A 25,271-nucleotide genomic window follows, 5' to 3' on the forward strand; every position below is an offset into this window, starting at 1 on the left:
TTCATATTTTTTGACCGCAGCGTACATACTAGTACGTGAGGATCAAAAAATATGAAACAACAACACCAATTTTTCAAATTAAACGAGTATATTATACACTTCCTCAAAAGCTTTTATAAAAGCCTCTATATCACTTACCGTATTAGTATGGCTCAAAGATACTCTAATAGAGGATTTTGCCTCTTCTTCCCCTACACCCATATTGTTTAATACGTGTGATTTAGATATTTTTCCTGATGAGCAAGCAGAGCCGGAACTTATGCAAATATTACGTAAATCAAACCCGATTAATTTCACTTGTGCATCTGTATTTTGTATAGTAAATAAAGTAGTATTAGGCAATCTTGCTATATTATTACTAACAATATTTACATTAGGATATTTTTTTAATTTTTTCTCTAAATTTTCTTGTAAGCTTTTGATTTTTATATATTTTTCTGAGATATCTTTTGTTATTAACTCAGCTGCCAAACCAAGCCCTGCAATAGCTAAAACATTTTCTGTACCTGATCTTATTCCTTTTTCTTGTCCTCCTCCTATAATCATTGGAGTAACTTGAAAGTTAGAGTTAGAGATTAGAGCAGCACCACCCTGCCCCCCTCCTATTTTATGCCCTGAAATTGTCGCAAAATCTAATCCCAACTCTTTGATATTTATAGATACTCTGCCAAAACTTTGTACTAAATCACTATGAAATTTTGCATCATATTTTTTAGCTATTTCACTTATTTTGGTTATATCTTGCAGCACCCCGCTCTCGTTATTAGCCATCATTACGGAAATTAGTTTTTTAGCAGCGTTACTTTGAGCTAATAACTCTTCTAGATGTTCTAAATCAACCAAACCTTGATTGTTAACTCTTATAATTTTAATATTTGGAGCATGTTTTATATGGTTATAGATCGATAAATGTTCAATAGCTGAAATAAAAATATCGCCGTCATAAAAATTTTTCATTATTAAATTATTACTTTCAGTTCCCGATGACGTAAAAGTAATGTCATATTCTCTAGACGACAAGGTTATACCAAGAGCTGCAGCTAATTGAAAACGTGCTTCTTCTATAACATTCCTAGCAAATACACCTGATCTATGTATTGACGAAGGGTTAAGCTCTTTATCCATCAAACTTATTATATATTCTTTTACCTTGGGATCGATAAAGGTGGTTGCATTATGATCTAGATATATCATATATTTAAGTTTAGAGCATCTTTAATGGATATATTTTCAAAATAATCTCTAATATGCTTACCAAGACCTTTCCATAATTTATGCGAATTACATTTTATTGTATCAGGTACACAAGTTTTAACCGATTTCTTATAGCAGGTAGTCATTATAAAATTTTCGTTAACAGCATCCATAATATCGGAAATTTTTATTTCTTCTAGGTTACCTATTAAAACATATCCACCTTTCGAGCCTCTAATAGCCTTAACTAGATCAGCTTTTTTAAGTTTAGAAAATATCTGCTCTAAATAGTTAAGCGATATATTTTGTTTTACGGAAATTTCATTCAAAGTGACCGGTTCAGCACTTGATTTTGCAGCCATTTCAAGTATTGCCATTACGGCATATCTTCCTTTCGTCGTCAGCATCATATAACCAACCTATTAAAACTTAAAATTGTTTTATATCTACAATACCCAAGTAATTTAGTCAAGTATATAATTATATTATTTAATAAAAAATTAGCTTGTTAATATAAACTAAAATTTAATTGCGTAGAATCTGTTAGAAGTGAAAAAGAAAGAGAGAATATTATAAATAAGTGATTAATACAGCATTAACTAGGGATATTGTTGCATGGTTCGGTTTTCTATTATCATCCCCGCGACTTGATCGCGGGATCCAGGTTTTACCGGTCTACGCAACAATGCCTCCTCGCAGGAATGACATCATTATTTACCCATGTTCCCTGTTTGTTATTCTATTTCTAGCTTTAGGTTTTGAAGAAGCAGCAATATTTTTTAAATTAGCTTGATAATTTTTAATTTTTTCTATTCTATTTTCTCTTAGTTTTTCATGCTTGGTTTTAGCACTTTTTCCAAAACCTACTTTGGTTTCCATATCTTTTATAAAATCAGTAACAAATATTCGTGGATGTCCTTGAATATCGATTTGACAATTTTTATCTAAAGCACCGGGCATAGTTTCTTGTATTTTTTTTACAGCACGGTACATATCTAAAGCTTCAGGTTGATAATGACCGCTATTATTACTAAGGTAATCAATTTTTCCTCTATTATTTATACCTATAACTCCTGCTGCTTCCGCAGGCTTTCCGCTTAAAAATGAGCCATGAACAAGATTTTTAGTATTTGGCAAATATTGATTTTTATGAGTACCCATATAAATTACTCCATCCTTTCCCATTACAAATGCTTGAACATTATTCATGCTTTTACTTTCTTTACCAATAGTAGAAGCTACTTTACCGTTAGAATCAAGTAATCTCTGAGAGGAGGTATCATAGAATAGTCGATGATTTTTTTGTTCCTCAGGTCCCATACGCAATATTTCAAATTCATGCCCATCCCATATTTGTTTACCTTGAGCTATTTCTTGAAGATGATGTTCCGCAAGTTTTGGATTTGGATGAACTACTTTAACTCTTACAGAATCTACTATAGCATCGTTTAATTTTCCTAACTCATGTTCCGGTATTAAAGCAGTCCTAAATTTATTTATTAATCTATTCCAATTATCTCTAGCTCTAGTTTTTGGATCCCTAAAAGGTGTATTAATATTTCTTCCGGCGTCTCCGACTAAATAAACTTTATTATCTTTTTGGACTAAGTTGTCTTTGTATAAAGGCTCTCCTTCTTGATTTATAAGTTGACCTTTTCTTTCAATAGCAGCTAATTGACCATCCTTATAAAGGATAATTTTTTCATTATTTAATCCAAGCTTTGAATTAATTTGTATTTTACCTTGATGATTTAAATTACCAATACCGATACCATCAATATCCGCAATTTGAATATCTCTATTTTTATCAACAAATTTTCTAATTTCTTCGGGATTATTAATAAATTGACCGTTATCCTTTAATATTCCTTGTATATCGCCGGTAGTATAAGTAAATTCTTCTTTGATTGTTTTTGTATCCATAAGACCTACTGCAGCGAAAATTTGTTGAACGAAATTTAGATTTCTCTTTACTTCAACATTTTTTACTCCAGTATCTTCTCTTTCATGAATTACCAATTGATCCGGCTTTAAGTAGCCGCCTTTATCATAAATATTAATTACTCTTCCTCTTATAAGATCTACTTCTGTTGCTTCTTTATCTTGCGAAAATTCCTTAACTTGCGGCTCTTCTGCAAACCTTACTTTCTTTTTTTCTTTACCCATTTAAATTACCTAAATTTATAAACAAATAATTTTAGGTTTCATTTTAACAATAAAAACTTTTATTTTTTTAATAATAGGCTATTTTTTTAGTAAATTGAGGATTTAAAATCACATATTATATAATAACCGATTTTTCTTATATATAACTCGACAGGCTCTTGTTAATTTGCCAAATAGCGACAAATACTAAACAAGTTGTAAACATTTGTAGTAGCTGTAATAATATGCTTAATTCCGGTATTAATATAATAATAACCGGTTGTAATATTATCGGGACTCCGCTTGAAAACATTACTAACCTTATAGAAGTTTGTATTGAAGTTTTAGTAGTAAGTAAATTAGCTAAACTATATACTAACAAAACTATAATACTTCTCTCTAATAAGAATGTTACAAACCAAAATAATATAATAGCCGGCATACCGAAATAAATAAATAAATTTGGTGCATATAATAAATTATCGGCAAAATATTTTTTTATTATTTCAGGGGTTAAAATTACTTCATTTTGCTTGAATATCTCAGAATAGTTAACGGTACTTGGGAAATTTTTCTTAGTATTGGCTACAATTAAATTTATCTTCAGCTTATTCTCTTCAAGTACAAACGGTATTTTGCTTTTTTCTTTGTTAGAAACTTGATTTTTTGTATCAATGACAACTATTTTATTGTTATTCTTGCTATATAAATATATAGGCTCTACTTCTTCAACTGAAATTTTTGAATTATTATATTTAATTTCCGGTAATTGATTGATAATATATTCAATATTGTCTGTAACTTTTGATGATTGTATTCCGTTAAAATAATCTTTTAAAGTTATTATGTAATTTAATATAAAAATACAATAAATTATTGATGGGATAAAAGATAAGGTAAATAAATATCTTATTCCGTACCCTTGATAGTTTTTATATACGTCTTTATAAAACTCTATAGAGCTAATTGATAAACGTAATTGACGGAGTAATGCATTTAATCCTCCTAATATAAATGATAATAAATACATATATAAGTAATTTATTTAAGTTTCTCACCCTCTTCCTTCTTTAATCCGGTTAAGGTTAGCTATTAAGTCAGTTCCACAGGCTTTGATTAAATTTTTGTCTATATTAATTATGATTTAAGTATTTTTTCTATTTCTACTATATCATTTTGACCAAATTTGGTCAAAGTGTAGAATAAAATTAACTCTATTTTGTATGCCATTATAAAACACTAAAGGATATATGAAAGGAAATTTTTTGTTTTTTATTACTTTTATATGATATTCAGCAATATTTAACATATACCTAAATAACCGAAAAGCCATATAATAGTGTGTAACACGAGGTTGTATCAAAGAGTTGTTTCCGCTAGGCAGGAAACTATCCATGTCACTAGATGAATCTAAAGGTATGAATAAAAGAGCTAGCCTGACAATGTGATGAAATACCGTTAAGTATAGGGAAAATCTCGTGAGAGTAATTCCCATGATAAAGATATCTGATCCTTATGCACGATTCTTAGGAGAGTTACAATTGCCGCTTATGACTCTGCATTTATTGGGTATCAGAAGAGATTAACATTAAACAATATTACTATTTTCACCCTTTTCATCCTGCACGTAAAAATCATTTTTTTTATTCAATATATCATCATGGTTTGTATATAAAGATTCGATAAATAAAATAGAGTCCTTTAAAGCTAGTTGCACGGCTAAATTATCCATATCATGTCTTTCTATAGCTTTAGGACTTACAAGTTCTTTAACCTTATTAAATGTTTTTTGTACATAAGCTCGAAATTTCCAGGAATAAGAATTTGATATATGTATTTCTTGCATTTTTTGGGGATTTATTATTTCGTTTTTATGTTCTTGGGTTTTACTAATAGCTATTTTCTTTAAGTTATCGTCTAAATCTTCCATTCCAATTGTATTGCGAATAATATCGTTTATACTAATTACTCTATTTTCCTCTTTTCTCTTACGCCTTGCTGCTAATATACTGCAAACACCTTCTAATAAACTTTTTATTGTTAAATCCAAACTTTTTGTAAATAATTTAATTATAGCTTCCTCCTCTATATTATTATTTTTAAACATCTTAGCCTCAGCAATTTGAAAATCTAGTATAATATTTCTTGTGGTACAATAAAAAGTGTAATAATAATTGTAAAACAAGATGTTTTCCTGTTTTAGTTTTTCAATTTCTCTAAAGATTTCTGCTTTTTGTATTGTTCCACTATCTTTTAGTGTTTTATTATGACTGTCTACCTTAATTTCATGGGCATCTAATCTTTTATTTGCCCCGGCATCTAGTAATTTAAAATTACTGGTTTCCAATCTTATTTTCGCATCTTGAATTATTTCGGTTGCAAACTTTAGTTTGTTAGGGCATTTAAATATCCGTTTTTCTTCTTCAGACTTAAGCTTTTCATTCTTAATAAAGCAATTAAATTGTTCTTTGGATTCTAATTCGTTAAATAGTTGCCCTCTTAGTTCTTTGCTAATTTCTGCTGGATAAATAGTGGCTATTTTCTTTAAATTATCCTCACTAAATTTATATATTAGATGATCACCGAAAATACTTCTTTTTTCTAACAACATTACGAACTTATCTTTATTATCACCTGCATAAGATAAAAGATATCTTTCAGTGGAAAGTTTGGTATTTTCATTTGTAATACTACTTACGTAATTAATGTCACTTGCCGCTATTTATTTTAAGCCCTACTCCTTTGTTTGAGAATAAAGGTGTATGCGTTTTATATTGCTCTGCTAACGGATCATCTGTTTCCGCAAGTAATTTAGTTGCAAACTCTTCTAAACTTACTATTTTGCTTGCTGAATTATCGGTTTTAAATATTTTATAGTTTCTATCTTCAAATATTATCTTACCTTCTATTTCTGGCTCTTTACTAACCGATACCGTAAAAGTAAAATTATATTTCTTTATACAATTTAAAATAAACTTACTCTCGTACTCATTTATCACACCGCTTTTTAATATGCTTTGACATATTTCTTTTAAAAATATTCGTGTTTCACTTATATTCGGTAATTCATTAAAACATTTATTAAACCATTCTATTACTTCAGGATTTTTACTTTTCTCATATTCTTGAGTTATATGGGCGGTTATTTTGTGTAGAGTGGTTTGGGCGTCTAGGTATAGTTCTTTGTAATGGTCTTTTGTTTTAGTTAAATCAATTATTGTTAATAATTCATTAATTGGCTTATAACTAGCTTTACCAAATGATCTTACATTTATTATATTAATTAAACTTATAGCAGCTGCATAATTAATACCACCTTTAGGCTCTATAATTCTCTCTTTTAGCAAAGCAAGGGCTTTTTGAGTTAAATTTGATTTTATTTTTACTATCGCTGCTATGCTTTTGGTAGCATCATACTCAACATTATAAGTGTTATAAGTTGTAATTATCTCTCTCAAAAAAGTAAAGACTTGCTGGGCTAAACTTGGCATCCCTCCTACTACTAATGCTATATTTCTAGTCAATTCAGACCTAGTATTAGAGCCGGTGTCAGGATTTGTAATTACTAATTTCAAGAAAACAAATGCTTCTTGAGCTACACTCGGCATTTTCCTTACTATTTCTATTATGCTTTCAGTAACTATAGGATTAATATATTGATTAGTTTTAGGGTTTATAAGTACTATTTTTAAAAAAGTAAATGCTTCTTGCGTAGGCATCACTTTTGCTATTTCAGCTATGCTTCTAGTCGCTTCAAATTTGATGCTGCTATTAGTTTTATGATTCGTAAATAACTCCTCCAAGAAAGTAAATGATTTTTGGAGTAAACTTGGCATCACTATTACTATTTTTGATATGTTTTGAGTAGCTATAGACTTGGTATATGGGTCAATTTTAGAGTTCGTAATTACTTCTTTTAAGAAAGCAAATGATTCTTGAGCTAGATTTGGGTTCATTTTTACCACTGCCGCTATACCTTCAACAGCTTTAGGCTTAATATCATAGTCAGTGTCAGGATTTATATTTATAATTATCACTTTCAAGAAAGTAAAAGCTTCTTGGACTAAACTTGGTATTGAGCCTATTATTTCAACCATACTTTCAATAGCTCTAGCCTTAACCTCATATTTATTGCTGGAATTCGTAATTACTACTTTTAAAAAAATAAATGCTTCTTGGACTAAATCTGACTTTACATTTGCTATTTTTGCTATGCCTTCAGTAGCTTCAGATTTGACCTTATAGTTAATTTTAGGATTCGTAATTATTCCTTTCAGAAAAGTAAATGCTTCTGCGGCTAAATTTGGGCTTGTCTCTACTATCTTTGTTATACCTTTAGTAGCTTTAGCTTTAGACTTAATCTCATCTTCATTGTTAGGATTCGTAATTATCTCTTTCAAAAAAGTAATTGTTTCTTGTGCTAAACTTGGTATAGCTTTTACTATCGCTACTATACTTTCAGTAGCTACAGATTTAAGATTATTTCCAGCGTTAGAATTCAGAATTTCCTCTCTCAAGAAAATAAATGCTTCTTGTGCTAAACTTGGTGTCAATTTTATTATCTCCTGCAAGTTCTGAGCCATTACATGCTTGACCGCACTATTAGGATTTACAAGTAGCTCTTTTAAAATAGTAATTGCTTCTTGAGTAGGCATTGCTTTTGCTGCCCAAAACAACCCGGAAGCAGCTGCAAGCTTAAGCTCGTACCTAGGATTTACAAGTAGCTTTTTTGAGATAATAATTGCTTCTTGAGTAGGCATTACTATTAATATCTCGACCAAACCTCCAGCAATTAAGGTTTTATTTAAGAATTTATTGTTTAGCTTTTGTACTTGATTTAATACTTCCTCACCCAAATCAGGTACAGTAATTATTATTTTGGCTAATATTATTTTTATATATTTATTTAATAACGGTACTATTTTTTTTAAGCTTTCTTGTAATACTGTTTGATCTATTGTCTCATCTAATATTTGTGCTAATTTTTGTAGTACTATTTTCTGTAACTGTGGATCTTTAATTTTTAATAGGTCGATTAATTTTGTATAAACTTTAGTTTTACTACCCCATTCATGTTTATTTGCTAAAGCGGCTATTATTTCCGCAGATGTTTTTAATTCTTGGAAATCAGTTTTGCTTTTTCGTAATTTTTCATTTACTGTTTTAACAATCTCTTCCGATAAATAGCCGCTGTCTATTATATGTTGTTCCCAAATTGTAATATCTTTTAGTACAACCTCATCTATTAACTCTTGGATTTGTTTTAAATTCGGTATTCTGTTATCAAATTTCCCATTAATTTTGCTTTGAGCTAACAAGTGCATTAATAATATAATCTTTCTTTCAATTCCGAGTTCTAATATTCCGTCAACGTTACAGATGGCTGCTTCCCAAAATATTTCTATTAATTCTTGATTATCATCATTATTTACTATCCCTGCTAAAAACTTCAGAGTCATTAGATATTTTGGGTCGTTTCTATGCTTACCTATAAAATTCGCTTCTTTGTATTTTGTGTTGTTATCTGCTAACTGATTTTTTAAATAACATGCAGCTAGATATTCTTGAAATGTTAAATGAATAAATTGAAAATTTTGCCCTTCTCTTCTTAATAGCCCTTGTTCTATAACTTCGTCTATATCTAATGTATCTTTCTTGCTTCTACTACTTTGTTCTCTACTAACTTCCCTGTCGCAACAAATGACTCGTAGGCTATCTGTTCTAAAAAACTCATTTTGTTTTTTTAAGTGATTATTAGCTTCGGTTTTATTTTTATATTTATTTTGTGTTTTTTCTAAATGCCTATTGTTAAGCCAACTTACTACTTCATGATATAGTTGACTTATATTAAAATCTTCATTACTATTTTTTTGAAATTTATCCCTTATATCTTTATCGCTCCAAACCAAACATATTAATGCAGTATTGATAGGAACTTCACATATTTCCTTTATTTTACTTAATGGTAGAAAATATATTTTTATTAGAAAACCTAATTAGATTAAAACAATTATAGGTGTGAGTTTAAGAATTAAATTTGTTTAAGCAATTTAAAATTGATTAACCAAAATAATTTATTTTTTTATTTATTGCAACTAATAATTATCAAGTTGCAATAATTATTATGGGATTAGAGCTAAGTAAAATTTTACGAAGAAAATAATTTTAATTAGAGGTAGTATTAAAGTTCAATATTATATATAAGTTTGTTGATAAAAAATGATTTATTTACTAATATCTATATTTCCATAAATAATATTAGTTTTATATGCTACTGCTACTTCCTGAAATAACTTTGACTTTAATAGCACTTTTAGGGCAGTTTTTTGCCGTAATGATCCCAAATAAAAATAGAATTATTTCTAATATCATTATTTTATTATGTATATTATCAATTTTTCTTACCTTTAAGTACTCAAGCTATGAAGGAGTATGGTACTCATTTGCTACCGGAATAAATATCGGTATTAGTAAAAGCATAGTACTGCTATTCACTATTATATCCATGATTATATACCGTGATTACTCTATTCTTGTTGCTGAGGAATTAAAGTTTGAATTTATCACTTTAATATTATTATCGGTCGTAGGTATTTTTGTTGCAATTTCATCACGGAATTTTCTATTATTATTCTGCGGTATGGAGCTTACTGCTTTAACTTCATATGCACTTGCAGGATTCAAATTAAATGATATTAAATCATCGGAGGGTGCTTTAAAATATTTTATCTTGGGTAGTTTAGTTAGTTGTTTATCATTATTCGGGATTTCTTTTATATACGGATTCGGCGGAAGCCTACAATTTGAGGATATCTTATATAAACTAAATAATAATTCTGGGATGAATCTTGGTTTAATAATCGGTATTGTATTATTTTTAAGCAGTATTTTCTTTAAACTCTCAGGCGTTCCACTCCATTTTTGGGTTCCTGACGTATATGAAGGATCACCGATTAGTTCGGTTACTTATTTCACCACTGCCTCAAAAATAGGTATGGTTATTGTTTTATTAAATATTAGCAAATTAATTATAGGTAATTACTATCCTATTAATTATAATTTAATAAAAATAATTGCTATATTATCTATGCTGTTTGGAGCTTTTGGAGCCATTCGTCAAACTTCTCTAAAAAGATTAATGGCTTATAGTACTATTTTAAATATCGGTTATGTATTAATCGGCGTTCTTCTGCATAATCAAGAAGGGTATAAAGCAACTTTACTATATATTCTAATATATGCGGTAGGAAGTATAGGATTTTTTACTTGCTTAATCATGCTGCTCGGTAAAGACGCCGATAAAGCTAGTTTTAAAACTATACAAGGAATTGCAGAGAACCATAAAACTATAGCTGCCGTAATTAGCATAGTTATGTTCTCGATGATTGGAATTCCTCCTCTCACAGGATTTTTCGGTAAATATTACCTTTTTTACCAAGCAATTAATCGAGAAGAATTCGTATTAGCTTATTGTGGTATTTTTACCAGCGTAGTTGCGGCTTTTTATTACCTTAAAGTAGTAAAAGCCATGTATTTTTCTAAAAAGATTGAGATAATTAAGCTTCCTATGCAATATGGGCTTTTACTGATTAATTACTTAGTTGTAGGCTTCTTGTTGCTTGGTTCATTTATTATCTCGTTTTAGTCGGTGTAGACTTTTTATTAACAACACTAGCCGAAGTAATTTTTGTAGGCTTCATAACCTTTTCTTTTAGATTCTTTATATGTTTTAGATCTTCTTCATCTAATTTTAATAAATCTTGGTCTTTCTGTTTAGCTTTTCTACCTAAACCTAATTGACTTGGAGTAACACTAACAATATCATCCGTTCCGACTTCTTTCTTAAATTTTTCTAGAGCGTCTACATATTCTCTATTTGCATCTATATTTGTCTTTGCGGATTTTTGTTTTGGTTCTTTCTTTATTTTATCAGAAGAATCAGCTAAATTTCTTTCATCTTTAATATCTTCATTTAAACTTTTTATTGTCTTTATTAAATGTTTTTTCGCACTATCTCTAATACCAAGTATTTCTAAAATTCTTGCAAAACTAGTAGTAATTTTATTTCTTAATTTAAGTTTTTGTCCTCCTTTTTTTCTTTCTTCATAATTAAGAATTTTCTCAAAATAATCAGGATATTCTTTCATTAATGTTTTTAATCCTTGCTCTTTCACTTCGTAATAAGGAAAACTATATTTTTTAGAAATTAAACTATTTACTTTAATTTCTAAGCCGTATTCCTTTAAGGATTCTTGCCTTTTTTTCATCGTATCTATTAAACTAGCCTTAATTTCTTCAGGCGTTATTTCTTTAGATTTTTTATTATTAAATTTCTTTGGCATTGCTTGTTTTGCAAATTCTGCAATTGCTTCATTACTATAATATTTAGTTAATTCATCAAAACTTTTATCAATGGTTTTGCTTAAATCAATTTTAGAAACTGCAAGTAAGCTATCGGCAAAATTAGGATTTTTTGTTCTTAAATTAGAAGGAAATTCTCTAAAATGATTAGTAGGACCGAATCCAGGCAAATGTTTAGCTCTTGAATGCGGATATATATTATTTGTTAAATTATCAAAACTACCGGCAAAATCAATTCTTACTAATTTAGGTAAAGTTTTTGGATTTTTTTGATCTCTGATAACACCTATATTTCCAACATGTATATCAAAATCGCCGATCAATAAACTTGCCGGCATAATGTTTTCAAAGTTCTGATACTTAATTTCCTTAAAAGCATTTTCTAAGGTTCTAAATAATTTATTTCTAGCCCCCATAAAAAGCGGTCTACCGCCGTCCTTTCTAAACCAAGAACTCGGTTTAGTTTTAGCAGACATATGTTTATCCATGTCCACATACATATCACTACTATAATTCTCAAAAAATTCAGATTTGACATATATTTGTGAATCAACGGCTTTAGATTTATTAAAATCATCAGGAGCAATTAAATTAACCTTTACTCCATTTCCGGGACTTATAGCTTCAAAAATTTGAGATCCTAAAAACTCGGCTATATTTTTTGAGCTTGAAGCCTCTTTTTTTATCATCGCCGTAATTTTACCGTCTGAGCTTTGATATACGCCACTATGCTCTCCTGCTTCATTAGCTCCGCCTCCTTTAGGCTTTAAAAAATTCCAACCTTTAAATACTGATTTCTTATTTTGAGTCATCCTCGCCTCTTTATAATGATTTACATAAAATTGATAATTTTGATATAATTATAAAACATATTATTTATTTTATATCAAGGATTGAAGCCGTTTTCTACTTAATTTTATTGTTCTTTAATATTTCAGCTACTTCAAGAGCAGCATAGGTAAATATACCTGTTGCACCGGCACGTTTAAAACTAATTAATGACTCCATCAAAGCTTTCTCCCAATCAATTGCCCCTGCTTCTGCTGCAAATTTTAACATTGCATATTCTCCGCTAACCTGATATGCAAAAATTTTAGCATTAAAATTATTTGCCGCTTCACGGATAACATCTAAAAACATCATACCGGGCTTAACCATTACCATATCGGCTCCCTCTGCTATATCATGCTCAATCTCAAGCATTGCTTCCTTAACATTACGTACATCCATTTGATAGCTTGATTTATCTAAATAATTCTTTTTATTACTCTTAACAGCATCACGAAACGGACCGTAAAAGCTTGAAGCATATTTAGCGGCATAAGCAAGAATTCCAACATTTATAAATCCCTCTTTGTCAAGATATTCCCTTATAGCCCCGATTCTTCCATCCATCATATCGGAAGGTGCAACAATATCTACTCCGGCTTTTGCTAGCACTAATGCTTGATTACATAAAGCTCTTACCGATCTATCATTATCAACTTCCCCATGATGCACAATACCGTCATGACCGCTTGTAGTGTAAGGATCAAGTGCTACATCACATATTATACCGATATCAATATTAGCGTTTTTGATGCTTCTAATAGTTCTACATATTAAATTATCTAAATTATAAGCCTCATCGGCATTTTCACTTTTTAGACTTTGATCAATACCAGGAAATAATGCAATAGCATTAATACCAAGCTCTGCTGCTTCTTTTGCCGTTTCTACTATTTGATCGATCGATAAACGATATATACCGGACATAGTCTTAATTTCTTGTCTTTCATTATGTCCTTCAACAACAAATAAAGGCAACACTAAATCACTAATCGATAAATTACTTTCGGCTATTAACTCTCTAAGCCAAAAAGCTTTTCTATTTCTTCTAAGTCTAATATGGGAGTACATAAAATTCATATCTCATTTTAGTTAATAACTTGGATTCTAATATATAAAATATATAACTTAACTATCTTATAGTAAAAATATTGCATTACAAAAAGAAATTTTTCTTGCAATTTTTAAGCAAACTAACGAAAATAAAAATATGGTTTAATTATGTAAATAAATATAGGAGTTTAATATGGCACAAGATAATATTCCAAAATCAGTAAAAGATAGAATAAAAGAGTGGGAAAACAAAACAAATATGTCAGACACCCCATCAAAAAATACAAAACCGGCTGTTCCTCCAAAACCTACTCCTGAGAAAATAAAGGCATGGAACGAGGAACATAAAAAACAGACTGACTTAACTACACATTCCCAAGCACTTGATATATTTGTCGATACCCCATCTCCGCAAGTTGAAACCCAAAAGCCTATTATTTTTTCAAAACCGGATCAGGAACAAACAAAAGTACCGGAAGAAACACCTAAAAAACAATCCAATTTAACCGTACAAGAAAAAATAGAGAAATTTTTTAAAAATCATAATATTGATACCAAAGATGCTTTTATTCCAGAATTTAGCCGCTATATAGAATTAAGCAATTCTATGGCAGGAAAACGTCTTGACGTTACTGCTAAAGCTTATGAACAATCATTAGGACGACTAATAAATCAAGTAGGAGTACCTCAAAAAGAGTTTATTTCTTTTATAGAAGAGGATCTAATAAAGAATCATCCACACAAAGATAAATTTGAGAAAATCAATCAACATTATAAATTACCTGAGCCACCTAAATTACCTGATATAATTGATAATCTTAGAGAATTAGTAAACAATGATGATATAATAGCTCATTTGAAACAAAGTAGAAAACACATTGAATTTAAAGAAAAAGTAAACAACCTTATTCAAATTTATGATGATAATAAACATAATCCAGCTGCTATAACTAAAGTTGAAGCAAAACTGAAAGAGGTAGGTAAATGGTGTGAAGAAACTACAAAAATGGATAATAATCCTATTTGGAAAAATATTGGTAATTTTATAAAATATTCTTTTACCGGAGATAAAGCTAAAGCTGCTTTTTATAAAGATGCTATAAAAAATTCTACTCAAAATACTAAAAAAGCTATAGCAGAAATACAAAAATCTCTTACTAATCCTTCTCCTCATTCATCTAATGTTCCACTGTCAAAGAATAAAGGAGAAAGATATAGAAGCTAATAAAAACTTTTAGGATCGATATCTATTTTTAGATGGCAAAAAGAAGGAATTTTTATAAGGCTTAGCCAAAATTTTAAATATTTCTGCAAATTAAATTTCTTATCGGCTATAATGAGTATCCGGTAACGATATTTACCGGCGAGCTTTGACATTAATGAGCTTGCCGGTCCTAAAATTTTCACGTTTGCTTTTGGTGCAATTCGGACCATAGCTCTAGCAATCTCTAAAATTTTAGACTCATTGGAACCTGATAAAATTATCGATGCTGTTTTAGAAAAGGGCGGCATATCTGCTGATTTTCTTATTTTAAGTTCATTCGCAAAAAAACTATCTTCATCACCGGCTTTAACATAACTAAAAATTATATTATCAGGATAATAGCTTTGTAAATATACTACACCTTTACTATCTCCCCTACCCGCTCTACCGCCTACTTGATGTAGTAGCTGAAAAGTTCGCTCAGATGCTCTAAGATCGGCGTTATTGCTTCCAAGATCGGCATCTATTACTCCAACTAAAGTAAGATTTGGAAAATGATAGCCTTTTGTTATTATTTGTGTGCCTATTAAAATATCAATTTCTAAATTTTCCATTTGATGTAGAAGTTGTGCTATTTTTTCAGGGTTTTTAGCATGATCTTTACTTATCACCGCAATTTTACTCTCAGGAAAGAGTGCCTTTGCTTCTTCCTCTATTCTTTCTATTCCTGGACCACAGATAGTTAATGTTTCATCCTCTAGACATTCAGGACAAGAACTAAAAATTTTACTTTGATAACCGCAATGGTGACATTCAAGTTTTTTAGTTGCTTTATGTACTACCATCCAAGAAGAGCAGAATTTACAGGTAAATCTGTAACCGCAAGCTTTGCATAGCATGAGCGGAGCATAACCACGCCTATTAAGAAATAATAATACTTGCTTTTTATTATCTAAATTATCTTTGATAGCTTCTATAAGAAGCTTGGAGAAATAGGAATTCTTAGATAGCTTTTCTTTAGTCATATCGATTATTTCTATATTCGGCAAATCGACATTTTTGTATCTATTAACCAATGTAACCAATTGATATTTACCTATTTCTATATTATACATCGTTTCAATAGACGGTGTTGCCGAACACAAAATAATTTGTGCTTTATCAAATGTACCTCTTACGATAGCCGTATCCCGAGCATTATATAATATACCGTCATCTTGTTTATAGGAATCGTCATGCTCTTCATCTATAACCACCAAACCGAGATTTTTAAAAGGTAAAAACAAACTACTTCTAGCCCCAATTACTACTTTAACTTTATCGCTTAATATACCTCTTAAAATCATTTTCTTTTGAGCTTTCGTAACGCTAGAATTCCATATTATAGGCTCAAAACCAAATCGTTCTATAAATCGATTAATGATTTGTGTACTTAAAGCAATTTCAGGCAACATCACAAGCACTTGCTTCCCCTTTGCTAAGTAAGCTGCTATCAGATGGAAATATATTTCCGTTTTACCTGATCCTGTAACACCTTTAATAAGTGTTGGCTTATTACTTTCATTCAAAATTGTTACTGCTTGTTTCTGCTCTTCTGACAAATCAGGTAGCACAAAGTTATTATTTACTTTCTGCTCTTTAACTTTAATCGGTTTTTCAGCAATATCTATAGGTAATATTAACTTGGCTATGCTCCCAAGCTCTGACATATAGTAGCTACTCATCCATTTAATTAATTCTAAAACTTCTGAAGTAATATTTAAATTTAATGGTACTTTCGCTCTAACAGTTTTTATTTTTTTTGCCTCGGAATTTGAAGTAAGTTCCCATACTATGCCGGTTAATTCCTTATTTCTAAAAGGCACTACAACAAGATCGCCGATATTTAGCTCTAAATCTTCAGCTATTAAATAATCTAGCGGAAATAATTTTGCTACCGGTAATAATATTTTTGCTATTTTCATAATATAAATGAAGAATTTATATACGAAGATCAACTTCAAAAAGAGCAAGGAATCCACAAGACGAGGAACGGAGCGTATAATTAATACGTGAGTACCCTCGTCCTTGTAGGATGACGTAGCCAATTTTTGAAGTTCATCGAGTATATATTTGTTTTATAATTTTTTTTTTATTATATACTAAACTGATAAATTATAGAAACCTAGATGAATAAAGAAAAAAAAATTGTTATAGCAATTTCCGGAGCATCAGGAGCAATATACGGTATTCGTTTGCTTGAAGTACTAAAAGAACAAAATATCGAAACTCATTTAGTTATTTCAGAGGGAGCAGCTCTTACTATAAAGCTTGAAACTAAATATTCTATAGATGAAGTTAAGTTTCTCGCTAATTATTGTTATGACGATAAAGATTTAGGTGCTACTATTTCAAGCGGCTCTTTTAAAACTTTAGGGATGATAATAGCTCCTTGTAGTATGAAGACCTTAGCAAGTATCGCTCACTCGATGGAAGATAGTTTAATTAGTAGAGCGGCAGGTGTTGTACTTAAAGACAGACGAAAACTTATTTTAATGACCCGTGAAACACCTTTGCATATTGGACATTTAGAAAATATGTTAAAAGTAGCGAATTACGGCGGTATCATAGCACCGCCCGTGCCGGCTTTTTATAATAATCCTAAAGCAATAGATGATATAGTGAATCATTCTATTACTAGAGTTTTAGATTTTTTCGATATTGAAACTAATTTAATTAAACGCTGGGGGAGTGTTTAGACAGGAATATTATATCGTCATTGCGAGGAAAATTACGAAGTAATTGACGAAGCAATCCAGTAAAAAATTCTGATTTACAGAATTTTTTTATTATTTTTTCTGGATTGCCACGTCGCTTCGCTCCTCGCAATGACGATTAGATATCTACGCAACAACACCCCCTCACAATGACGCTCCAACAACAATAAACTTTAACAAACAAAATGGCACGTAATAAAATAAATAACGACACAAATATACTAACTGATGATGAAGATAATTTACCCGTACCAAGGGTTTTACCTTCAAATGTTCAAGCAGAGCAAATGCTACTTGGGGCGATTTTAACCAATAATGAATTACTAAATTACGTATCGGAATTTTTACGTGAGGAACATTTTTTTGAACCTATTCATCAAAAAATATATAACGCAATTGAAAAAATTACCGAAAAAGGTTTGATAGCTACACCTATTACTTTACGTAGTATGTTAACTCAAGATGAACTATTTCAAGAAATAGAAGGAGCGGAGTATTTAGCAAAATTGATAACTATGTCAATGATGGTAATAAATCCGGTTGATTACGGTAAAATAATATATGATTTAGCAATAAAGCGTAATTTAATAAATATCGGTGAAGAAGTAGTAAATAATGCCTATAATTCTTCATTAGAAGTTGAAGCAAAGGAACAGATTGAACATGCCGAAGCTAAACTTTACGATTTAGCTAGCGAAGGCTTGAATGAAAAAAGTTTTACCAAAATCGGTATATCTATTTCAGAATCCCTTGCTAGCATCAATAGAGCTATGAAAAATAACGATCACGTAATCGGTATATCTACCGGTTTGCTTGATTTAGATAATAAATTATTCGGCTTTCATAATTCCGATCTTTTAATTCTCGCAGGACGTCCATCGATGGGTAAAACAGCATTTGCTATAAATCTTGCACTTAACGCTTGTAATAATATGCGTCTTAAAAATATTAGGGATAATCAAGAAATTCAGTCGGTAGGTTTTTTCTCTTTAGAAATGTCCTCAGAACAGCTAACCACACGTCTACTTTCAATGTGTGCAGAAATTGATTCTACCTCTCTTCGTACGGGGATTCTAGGTGAAGAAAAATATAACCGTCTTCGCAAAGAAGCAAATACTTTATCGGAATTACAATTTTTTATCGATGATACCCCCGCTCTATCTATTTCCGCTATAAGAACAAGAGCTAGAAGAATGAAACGCAAGCATAATCTCGGTATATTATTTATCGATTATTTACAATTAATTAGAGGAGTAAGTAAATCTGAAAATAGAGTTAGCGAGATTTCAGAAATAACCCAAGGTTTAAAGGCAATAGCAAAAGAGTTAAATATTCCGGTTATTGCGTTATCTCAGCTTTCAAGAGCGGTAGAACTACGTGAGGATAAAAAACCTATGCTATCCGACCTTAGAGAATCAGGAACTATAGAACAGGATGCGGATATAGTAATGTTTATTTACCGTGAAGAATATTATTTAACTAGAAAAGAACCGGCAGCAGGCGACGCTAAACATGCTGAATGGTTAGATAAGCTCAATAAAGTATATAATATTGCCGATATAATTGTTGCAAAACATCGTAACGGACCGGTTGGAAATGTTCCACTTTATTATGATAGTCAATTTTCTAAATTTGGTAATTTGGAGAAAAGAACTTTTAATTCTGTTTAAATCAGAATTGCCTTAACGTCAGTGTGGATACCGAGTCGTCATTGCCTGCGTGGGCCGATTTTCCGTCATTGCGAGGAGCGAAGCGACGTGGCAATCTAGAAAAAGATTAAAAAAATTCTGTAAATCAGAATTTTTTAACTGGATTGCTTCGTCGAAACTTACAGTTTCTTCTCGCAATGACGATATTTATCTTTTATTTTTTTCTACCCATTCTATTGCTTTATCAAGCACCTCATTAATTATTGTTCTTATAAAGCCACATCTCATTATCAGGAATGAACTTACCGGGCTTTATTATTATTTAGTTACTATATTAACAAGTTCATAGCCCATTACAAGCATTCCGACAATTATGCATATAATAATTAGATATTGTTTTTGCAATTCAGGATAATAAAAATTCTTTATCTTTGCTTTATATAACAGATAAACCGGTAATAAAATTGCAATTATTACAAGAATCATACCGGCAAATCCTAAAATTGTAATAAAAGCATTAGGTACTACTACTGCTACAATATAAGCCGGTAATATAGTAACAATAGAAGCGGTCATATTACGAATTACTACATTCGGTATCGAATTCATAAACATAGTTTTAAGGGAATCACATAGCCCTACTCCTACTCCGAGTATTGACGTAGCGATAGCAAGAGTTAAAATTATCCAAACTAATAATTGTACGGACTGCCATTCTGCTATATTACTTAATTCCTTAATTAAATCTCCAACTTCTACATTACTTGTAATCATTTGTTGATAAAATGTTGGATTATTATGATGTACTACAATAAGAATACTACAAGTCCAAATTATATATACTATTGCAGGAATTAAGCTGCCAAATAAAAACGCCGTCTTTAGCATTTTAGCATTTTTGTTACAATAATTAGTTAAGGTATGGAAGATTACCTGGAAACCAAATGAAGTAAAAACTACCGGAGTTACTACCCCCATATATATATTTCTTTATAATTTGGTGAGAATAAAGGTAAATTATCCCACTGAATCATGGAAACAAGTCCAATAACTAAAATTGCAATTATTATAAGTAACCCGATAAATAGCACTCGATTTATATAATCTACTAACTTTAGAGGTAATAATATTAGAATGCTAATAATAACATACCATGCTCCTATATAAGTTATACTTGTATCTAAAGCTAATAACTTCTGTAATATTGAAGAACCTCCATATATAAATACTGCAAGTAAAGCATATGAAAGGAGCTTAAGGCTTACCGTACCGATGATTTGAGCAGTATGTCCTGAAAAATACTTTCCAAGCATCCCCAGTGTTAAGCCTTTACCCGCTTGAAGATTAAGCTCCAGGTTAATTAAAGAAGTATAATACATTATAAACCAAATTATAAACATCAATGTTATACTAGGTATTATACCTAATTTTGCTAATACCATAGGCAGTGCTATCATACCGCTTACCTATACAAGTACCTGAAATTAACAGGATCGAACCAATAAGTTTTTGCATAATTTAATGAAGTTTAGATTAAAGAAAAAAGTATGTAATTTTTGCTAAAAAGAAAATCAGCTAAAAAAAGAAGATAAGATTTTAAAGGAAAAAGTTTTGATAAGTAAAATTAACATTCGTGTAATTTTGTTAAAGCATATGTAACGATATAGTATAATTATATTAATTATTTATGTCAAATTATTAATATTGCTTTTTAAGGGTATTTTTGTATGTTTTTATTAGACATCTTTCTAAATCACCTCTAGAAGCCGGTTTAGAAAGATGTCTATGAAATTTACTATATTTAAAAATGCAGAGATTAGCCAAAGTAATTAGTAATGCAGGAGTTTGTTCTAGGCGTGATGCTGAAAAGCTGATAGTTGAAGGACAGGTAAAAGTAGACGGCATTACAATTTTATCACCGGCTACAAATGTTGATATTAGTAATCAAATTGAAGTATCAGGCATATTAATCAATCAATCGCAAAAACCAAGGCTTTGGATTTATTACAAGCCTGTCGGTTTAATTACCACTCATAAAGACCCTTTATCTCGTAAAACGGTATTTGAGCAGCTAACCGGTTTACCTCGTGTTATTTCAATAGGTAGGCTGGATTTAAATAGCGAAGGTTTGTTATTACTAACTAATAGCGGTGACTTAGCTCGTCAGTTTGAGCTACCTTCAAATAGGTTAAAGCGAGTATATCATGTTAGGGCATATGGGAAGTCTGATATTCTACTAAAAAGCGATTATAAAAATTTAGAAATTGACGGGATATTTTATAATCCTCATTCGATAAAGTTACTTAAGCAAAATAAGAGTAATTCTTGGTTTGAAGTAGTTTTATTTGAAGGAAAAAATCGTGAAATTAGAAGAATATTCGAGTATTTTGGACTAAAAGTTAACAAATTAATTAGGATTCAATATGGTAGTTTTACAATAGATAATCTAAAACCCAGAGCTTATAAAGAAATAAATAATAAAATACTGGAAAAATAATTAGTAATGTGTTATTTATTAACGCATTTTAACTAATCATATAGAAAACATATGACAAATCTTAATATATATAAATGTGAAGAAAAAGACTTAAACGATTATCTTGGTTATATAAAAGATAACCCTAATGTCTCATTAAATGATTTTATCAAAAATAAATATTTCGCTGAAGATAATGATAAAATTATCATTACTAGCTTAGAAAATATGGAAATTAACGCAGATTTAGTCAATGCTAATTTCCAAGGTACAATATTAACAGATGCCGTATTTAATAATTGTGACTTAACAAATACCATATTATGTGATTCAGATTTAACAAATGTAAAATTTAATGATTGTACATTTATCGGTACCGACTTTAGAGGAGCAAATCTTCATTACACAGACTTTAATTATAAAGATTATGATTATGATAACTATAAAATCCCCAATCTAAAAGATAAAATACGAGATATAAAACTATCTTTTTCAAATCTTGAAAGATTAAATAAATATATAGATAAGGATTTAGAAAAAGAACGTGTTAAAGAAATAGTTATAGATGAAGTTACGAATAAAAAGAAATATATTCTAGCTACGGAAGACGAAGAAACTTTACATACAGTTAAATCAAAAGAACTAAAGACTAAGCAAGAAGAGTTAGAAACTCTAAAGCAAAACCTAGATAATCCTGGGATTGCTACCAATCTTTTAAATACTTTTTGGAATAGTGCAGAAACTATTGCTCAAAACCGACAAAATGAACTAGGAAAAATCAATAAGTTACAGCATGAAGTAAATAAATTAGAAACTGAAGTATATGCTTTAGATAACCTTAGAATGTTCTGTGGTAACGGTCTTGCAGATATTTTTGAGCAGCTAAAAAATGAAGAAATACAAATAAAACTAGACCCATCATATATTATAGGTTCAACTGCCAAAGAGCGTGATATACCGAAAGAATATATAAAATTAACTTCTGCCGAATTTGATCTATATTTAGCTGAAGCAGCAAAACAATCTGACACAAAATTATCTCTTACCGATTTTGTTAGAAAACAAAAAAATCTTTCAAAAGATACACATATAATCCCTGATCTTTCAGAAATTAATTTATCAGGTAAAACCCTTACTAATCTTAACTTGAAGAATACATTATTTGCTTCAGCTAATTTAGAAAATATTAAAATTTCGGATTGTAATTTAGATTTTACTAATTTTGAAGGAGCTAATTTACAAAATGCCGTTTTTCAAAATGTTACGGCTCGTAACACAGGATTTCTTTTTGCTGATCTTAAAAATAGCAAAATTGAAAATAGTGATATGTCGAGAGCTTACATGCCTAAAGTAGATTTATCTGAAGCAGAGGTAACAAATAGCAAATTTAATGCTGTTATGATGGTTAATGCCGATGCTGAAAAGTTAATTATTAAAGATTCAGAATGGAAAAATTCTAATCTTACAGGTATATCACTTGCTTATGCAGATATGCAAAGAGTTCAAATGCAGGGAGTAGTTTTAAATAATGCACTTCTAGATCAAGCAAATATCGTTTCTACTGATCTTGAAAATGCTTTTATGAATAAAACACATGCATTAGAAACAAAATTTAAAGAGCAATGTAACATGCAAGGCATAACTGCAAGGAATGCCTATTTTAGCGATGCTGAATTTGAAAATATACTATCTTTAAAAGAAGCTGACTTAAGAGAAGCTATAATGCAGCGTGTTAAACTTAAGAATGCTGATTTAACAAAAGCAAAGCTTGATAAAGCAAATCTTGAATATGCCGATCTTATAAACGCTACGCTTACTAATGCAACTGCACAATTTGCTAAGTTAAGTAATGCTACTTTAGAAAAAGCAAAAGCTGAAGGATTAAATATTTCTGATGCTATTGCTAAAAATATTAATGCTAAGGAAGCTAACTTTAAAAATGCAATTATGCAGCGTGCCGATCTTACTAAAGCCGATTTCACTAAAGCGGTGCTTGAAAATGCCGATATGCAAGCAGTAGAAGCAGCCGAGGCTATATTTAAAGAAGCAAATCTAAAACAAGCAAATCTAAAAGCAGCAAATCTAGCTGGAATTAATAAAGAAGGAGCAGATTTTGATAAAGCAAAAATCAACGATGCTACAAAGATGCATGATACTAAAGGTGAGGCTAAAGGGAATTTAGATTATCAAGATAAAGACGGTAAAAAAACATCTATCAATGTTAACGAACATGCTAAATTACAAGATAAAATTCATGCAAGAGAAAAAAGCGGTTGGTTTCTGAAAACCAGAGTAGGACAGCTTTGTACAAAAATTGCTAAAACTACTACATCAGGAATTAGCAGCGTAACAAATTTTTTAGCAAGTAAGAAATTTTTAGTAGGGCTTGCCGTAGTAGCGGGTCTTGCAGTAGCAGCTGCACCTTTTGTAGCGATGCCTGTATTATTGGTCACCGGCACGGCCCTTACTACTAAAGCTGTTATTCTAGGAGCAGGTATTTTAGCCGGAGGTCTAGTCGCTACCGGAACTTATAAACTTACTCAAAAACCTTTACGCAATCTTCAGAAATCATTTGAAAATTTGACTAGCAGTATAGATAAATATATCTCACCGCTTCCTGAAAATATTGATGAATTAGCAACAGAAAAACAACAAGCAAGACAAAAAGCTGAGACAGAAAAATCTAAAGAAAGGGAAGAAAATTTAAATAATGTAAATAATAATATTGATAAAGCTAAAGAACAAGATATTTTAAAACAAGCACAAAATAATTTAAACCAAGAAACACCAAAAGTAGAAATAAAAGAAAAGAAAGATAAAACTGTAGAAAAACAACAAACAGAGCCTGGTAAATTTGCAGCAAAATTTAAGCCTAACACTAAAGGCAAAGGATTTGTCGAAAAAATAAAAGACGAAAAAAAAACAACAAATTCAACAAAAGAAGCATATAACTAAATAAGTGTTAAAAATAATATCCGGTAAATATAGAAACCAAATTATACCTACCGCTAAAAATATCAAATATCGACCTTCCACCGGTAAGCTCAAAGAGGCAATATTTAGTATATTAACCTCCGGTGAGTTTACCGGTAATAAATTATTTAACGAAAATACCCACATTCTCGATTTATTTGCCGGTAGCGGTAGCCTTGCTTTTGAAAGCCTATCAAGAGGAGCAGGTTTTGCTACCTTAATTGATATTGATACATCCTCATTAAAAATAGCAGAAGGATTTGCTAAATCTCTAAACATTGAAAATAATGTTAATTTCGTTAATATTAATGCTTTAAATCTACCGAAAGCAAATGAATCATTTGATCTTGTATTTATCGACCCTCCTTATCATAAGGATATAGTGCCTAAAGTAATGAAATTGCTGATAAAAAATAACTGGCTTAAAGACGGTACTATCATAGTTATTGAGATGGCTAAACTGGATGATTATGTTTTAGATGAAAATATTGAAATTTTACGTAAAAAACTATATGGTAAGAGTAAGCTATTGGTTTTGAGATATGGTTGTCATCCCGCGACTTGATCGACCTTGTTGCATGGTTCGAAAAACCTACTCGATGTCATTCCCGCGTAGGCGGGAATCCAGTAAA

At 30.4% G+C, this 25,271-nt stretch carries 18 protein-coding genes and 3 pseudogenes; 7 read left to right on the forward strand and 14 right to left on the reverse strand.

The features are described 5' to 3' along the window. Nucleotides 1-78: 78 nt before the first annotated feature. The 7 genes and pseudogenes from BN1174_RS00905 to BN1174_RS11270 form a co-directional block, all read right to left on the reverse strand. Nucleotides 79-1,194, reverse strand: coding sequence for a cysteine desulfurase family protein (locus BN1174_RS00905; RefSeq protein ID WP_040255836.1), 1,116 nt, complete (start codon nucleotides 1,192-1,194; stop codon nucleotides 79-81). Then, nucleotides 1,191-1,604: a Fe-S cluster assembly transcription factor gene (locus tag BN1174_RS00910; protein ID WP_040255838.1), complete on the reverse strand. Its 414-nt coding sequence runs from the start codon at nucleotides 1,602-1,604 to the stop codon at nucleotides 1,191-1,193. Before BN1174_RS00910 ends, BN1174_RS00905 begins: the two co-directional genes overlap by 4 nt. 304 nt (nucleotides 1,605-1,908) lie before the next feature. Then, nucleotides 1,909-2,154 carry a hypothetical protein gene (locus BN1174_RS12515; protein ID WP_040255840.1) on the reverse strand — a complete coding sequence of 82 codons (246 nt, stop codon included), beginning with the start codon at nucleotides 2,152-2,154 and terminating at the stop codon, nucleotides 1,909-1,911. Nucleotides 2,155-3,496: 1,342 nt separating this feature from the next. Further along, entirely contained in the window at nucleotides 3,497-4,369 is an 873-nt protein-coding gene (locus BN1174_RS00925) for a DUF1189 family protein (protein WP_040255842.1), read from the reverse strand. Nucleotides 4,370-4,564: 195 nt separating this feature from the next. Continuing rightward, nucleotides 4,565-4,678: pseudogene (locus BN1174_RS12895) on the reverse strand (Rpn family recombination-promoting nuclease/putative transposase); the annotation flags it as partial. Between the two features lie 249 nt (nucleotides 4,679-4,927). Continuing rightward, nucleotides 4,928-5,950, reverse strand: a complete 1,023-nt coding sequence (locus BN1174_RS11265) for a hypothetical protein (protein WP_231555710.1) — start codon at nucleotides 5,948-5,950, stop codon at nucleotides 4,928-4,930. A 97-nt stretch (nucleotides 5,951-6,047) separates the two neighbouring features. Continuing rightward, on the reverse strand, nucleotides 6,048-9,248 hold the full coding sequence (locus tag BN1174_RS11270) for an NACHT domain-containing protein (protein ID WP_231555711.1): 3,201 nt from the start codon (nucleotides 9,246-9,248) through the stop codon (nucleotides 6,048-6,050). Between the two features lie 359 nt (nucleotides 9,249-9,607). Here BN1174_RS11270 and nuoN point away from each other — a divergent pair, with 359 nt between their 5' ends. Further along, entirely contained in the window at nucleotides 9,608-10,984 is a 1,377-nt protein-coding gene (gene nuoN, locus BN1174_RS00945; RefSeq protein WP_040255844.1) for an NADH-quinone oxidoreductase subunit NuoN, read from the forward strand. On the opposite strand, the gene BN1174_RS00950 is transcribed toward nuoN, so the two are convergent. After that, nucleotides 10,971-12,512, reverse strand: a complete 1,542-nt coding sequence (locus tag BN1174_RS00950) for a hypothetical protein (RefSeq protein WP_040255846.1) — start codon at nucleotides 12,510-12,512, stop codon at nucleotides 10,971-10,973. The genes nuoN and BN1174_RS00950 overlap by 14 nt on opposite strands. Before the next feature lie 94 nt (nucleotides 12,513-12,606). After that, the gene (gene hemB / locus BN1174_RS00955; RefSeq protein ID WP_040257807.1) at nucleotides 12,607-13,599 is read right to left on the reverse strand and encodes a porphobilinogen synthase; all 993 of its coding nucleotides are present in this window, start codon (nucleotides 13,597-13,599) and stop codon (nucleotides 12,607-12,609) included. Nucleotides 13,600-13,774: 175 nt separating this feature from the next. Between hemB and BN1174_RS00960 the strand changes: the two genes are divergently transcribed. Then, the gene (locus BN1174_RS00960) at nucleotides 13,775-14,806 is read left to right on the forward strand and encodes a hypothetical protein (RefSeq protein ID WP_040255848.1); all 1,032 of its coding nucleotides are present in this window, start codon (nucleotides 13,775-13,777) and stop codon (nucleotides 14,804-14,806) included. On the opposite strand, the gene BN1174_RS00965 is transcribed toward BN1174_RS00960, so the two are convergent. Beyond that, nucleotides 14,803-16,749 (reverse strand): primosomal protein N', encoded by a 1,947-nt coding sequence (locus BN1174_RS00965; RefSeq protein WP_040255850.1) that lies wholly within the window; start codon nucleotides 16,747-16,749, stop codon nucleotides 14,803-14,805. The two genes, BN1174_RS00960 and BN1174_RS00965, sit on opposite strands and share 4 nt — an antisense overlap. Nucleotides 16,750-16,953: 204 nt before the next feature. Between BN1174_RS00965 and BN1174_RS00970 the strand changes: the two genes are divergently transcribed. Continuing rightward, nucleotides 16,954-17,523 carry a UbiX family flavin prenyltransferase gene (locus BN1174_RS00970; protein WP_040255852.1) on the forward strand — a complete coding sequence of 190 codons (570 nt, stop codon included), beginning with the start codon at nucleotides 16,954-16,956 and terminating at the stop codon, nucleotides 17,521-17,523. A 16-nt stretch (nucleotides 17,524-17,539) separates the two neighbouring features. Here the strand turns inward: BN1174_RS00970 and BN1174_RS12900 are convergent. Then, nucleotides 17,540-17,681 (reverse strand): annotated as a pseudogene (locus BN1174_RS12900) (zinc ABC transporter substrate-binding protein); the annotation flags it as partial. 45 nt (nucleotides 17,682-17,726) lie between these two features. Between BN1174_RS12900 and BN1174_RS00975 the strand changes: the two are divergent. Further along, nucleotides 17,727-19,211 (forward strand): replicative DNA helicase, encoded by a 1,485-nt coding sequence (locus BN1174_RS00975; RefSeq protein WP_040255854.1) that lies wholly within the window; start codon nucleotides 17,727-17,729, stop codon nucleotides 19,209-19,211. 18 nt (nucleotides 19,212-19,229) lie between these two features. Here BN1174_RS00975 and BN1174_RS09535 read toward each other — a convergent pair whose 3' ends face one another. The 3 genes and pseudogenes from BN1174_RS09535 to BN1174_RS12165 form a co-directional block, all read right to left on the reverse strand. Continuing rightward, nucleotides 19,230-19,388 (reverse strand): hypothetical protein, encoded by a 159-nt coding sequence (locus BN1174_RS09535; RefSeq protein WP_156138422.1) that lies wholly within the window; start codon nucleotides 19,386-19,388, stop codon nucleotides 19,230-19,232. 148 nt (nucleotides 19,389-19,536) lie between these two features. Continuing rightward, a pseudogene (locus BN1174_RS12160) lies at nucleotides 19,537-20,168 on the reverse strand (aromatic amino acid transport family protein); the annotation flags it as partial. Further along, nucleotides 20,159-20,632: an aromatic amino acid transport family protein gene (locus BN1174_RS12165; RefSeq protein ID WP_197062022.1), complete on the reverse strand. Its 474-nt coding sequence runs from the start codon at nucleotides 20,630-20,632 to the stop codon at nucleotides 20,159-20,161. The gene BN1174_RS12165 and the pseudogene BN1174_RS12160, both read right to left, overlap by 10 nt. Before the next feature lie 365 nt (nucleotides 20,633-20,997). On the opposite strand from BN1174_RS12165, the gene BN1174_RS00990 reads away from it, so the two are divergent. From BN1174_RS00990 to rsmD, 3 genes are read left to right on the forward strand one after another with little or no spacing between them, the layout of a single operon-like run. Then, nucleotides 20,998-21,687, forward strand: coding sequence for a pseudouridine synthase (locus BN1174_RS00990; protein ID WP_040255856.1), 690 nt, complete (start codon nucleotides 20,998-21,000; stop codon nucleotides 21,685-21,687). A gap of 51 nt (nucleotides 21,688-21,738) precedes the next feature. Beyond that, nucleotides 21,739-24,621 (forward strand): pentapeptide repeat-containing protein, encoded by a 2,883-nt coding sequence (locus BN1174_RS00995; RefSeq protein WP_040255858.1) that lies wholly within the window; start codon nucleotides 21,739-21,741, stop codon nucleotides 24,619-24,621. 4 nt (nucleotides 24,622-24,625) lie between these two features. Beyond that, nucleotides 24,626-25,204: a 16S rRNA (guanine(966)-N(2))-methyltransferase RsmD gene (rsmD, locus tag BN1174_RS01000; RefSeq protein ID WP_040255860.1), complete on the forward strand. Its 579-nt coding sequence runs from the start codon at nucleotides 24,626-24,628 to the stop codon at nucleotides 25,202-25,204. The last annotated feature ends 67 nt before the right edge of the window (nucleotides 25,205-25,271 follow it).

It is taken from the genome of Rickettsia hoogstraalii, assembly GCF_000825685.1.
In the GTDB taxonomy this organism is placed as follows: domain Bacteria; phylum Pseudomonadota; class Alphaproteobacteria; order Rickettsiales; family Rickettsiaceae; genus Rickettsia; species Rickettsia hoogstraalii.